The sequence below is a fragment of the Winslowiella iniecta genome, assembly GCF_001267535.1.
GTDB classification, from domain to species: Bacteria; Pseudomonadota; Gammaproteobacteria; order Enterobacterales; family Enterobacteriaceae; genus Erwinia; species Erwinia iniecta.
This window is the reverse complement of the sequence record NZ_JRXE01000066.1, coordinates 1-800: the sequence shown is the minus strand read 5'-3', so window position 1 is coordinate 800 and position 800 is coordinate 1. Positions and strand designations below refer to the sequence as shown.

Sequence of the window (800 nt, the reverse complement as noted above, 5' to 3'; positions counted from 1 at the left end):
CTACTACGATCCCGACTGCGCGCGTTTTACCCAGCCGGATCCGATTGGGGTGGCGGGCGGGCTGAATCTTTACCAGTATGCGCCGAATCCGTTAAGCTGGATCGATCCGTTTGGGTTAACTGCATGTGGTCATATACGAGTGAGACATTATACAAACCGTAAGGGTTCACAAGGCATTAATGAAAGCGGCATAATAAAAGCTAAGGATAATGGCCGCGTATATGTTGAACCAGCAAGTAAAAAACCTTTAAGCCCAAAAGATGCTGAGGAAAAGTATCAAATAGGAAAAGGAAAGGGTAAGGACTATATTGAGACGGATGCTCCTAATGAGTTATTGGAGTGGAAAATGAACCCCAGATACCATACAGAAGAACTTACTGTGAAAGGTGATCTTGTTCTTATAAATCCTGAAGTAATATTAAGAAGGTAACATGCTGAAAGATAATGAAAAAATCACTCTAACTGCTGATGAGGCTATCAAAGTTCTTTCTGAGGTAGAGTATATGTTGATATCTTTAAGAGATATTGCCAGATATTATTATCATCGTAGAGATGAGGAGGTTACAGAGGAAATACAAGGCGAGTACTGTAAGGAGACAACTCGATTTATTGATGAGAACAGAATTACTAATAGATTGGCACATATAAGAAAAATAATATCAGAAAAATTTAATGATGAATTAGGTAAAGACGATATGGACGATGTAGAAAGAGAGATGGAAAAAATAAAATACTGGGAAAAACCAGGGGATTAAAATTTGAGCTAGCCATATTTTATTTCTGTATTGATAAAATAGTTT

The 800-nt window shown here is 37.6% G+C and carries 2 protein-coding genes; both read left to right on the top strand.

What is annotated here, in order from left to right:
- The coding region (locus NG42_RS21620) for an RHS repeat-associated core domain-containing protein (RefSeq protein WP_277619657.1) at nt 1-430 on the top strand (430 nt) is incomplete at its 5' end.
- Nucleotide 431: 1 nt separating this feature from the next.
- Nucleotides 432-755 carry a hypothetical protein gene (locus NG42_RS21615; RefSeq protein WP_052903085.1) on the top strand — a complete coding sequence of 108 codons (324 nt, stop codon included), beginning with the start codon at nt 432-434 and terminating at the stop codon, nt 753-755.
- The last annotated feature ends 45 nt before the right edge of the window (nt 756-800 follow it).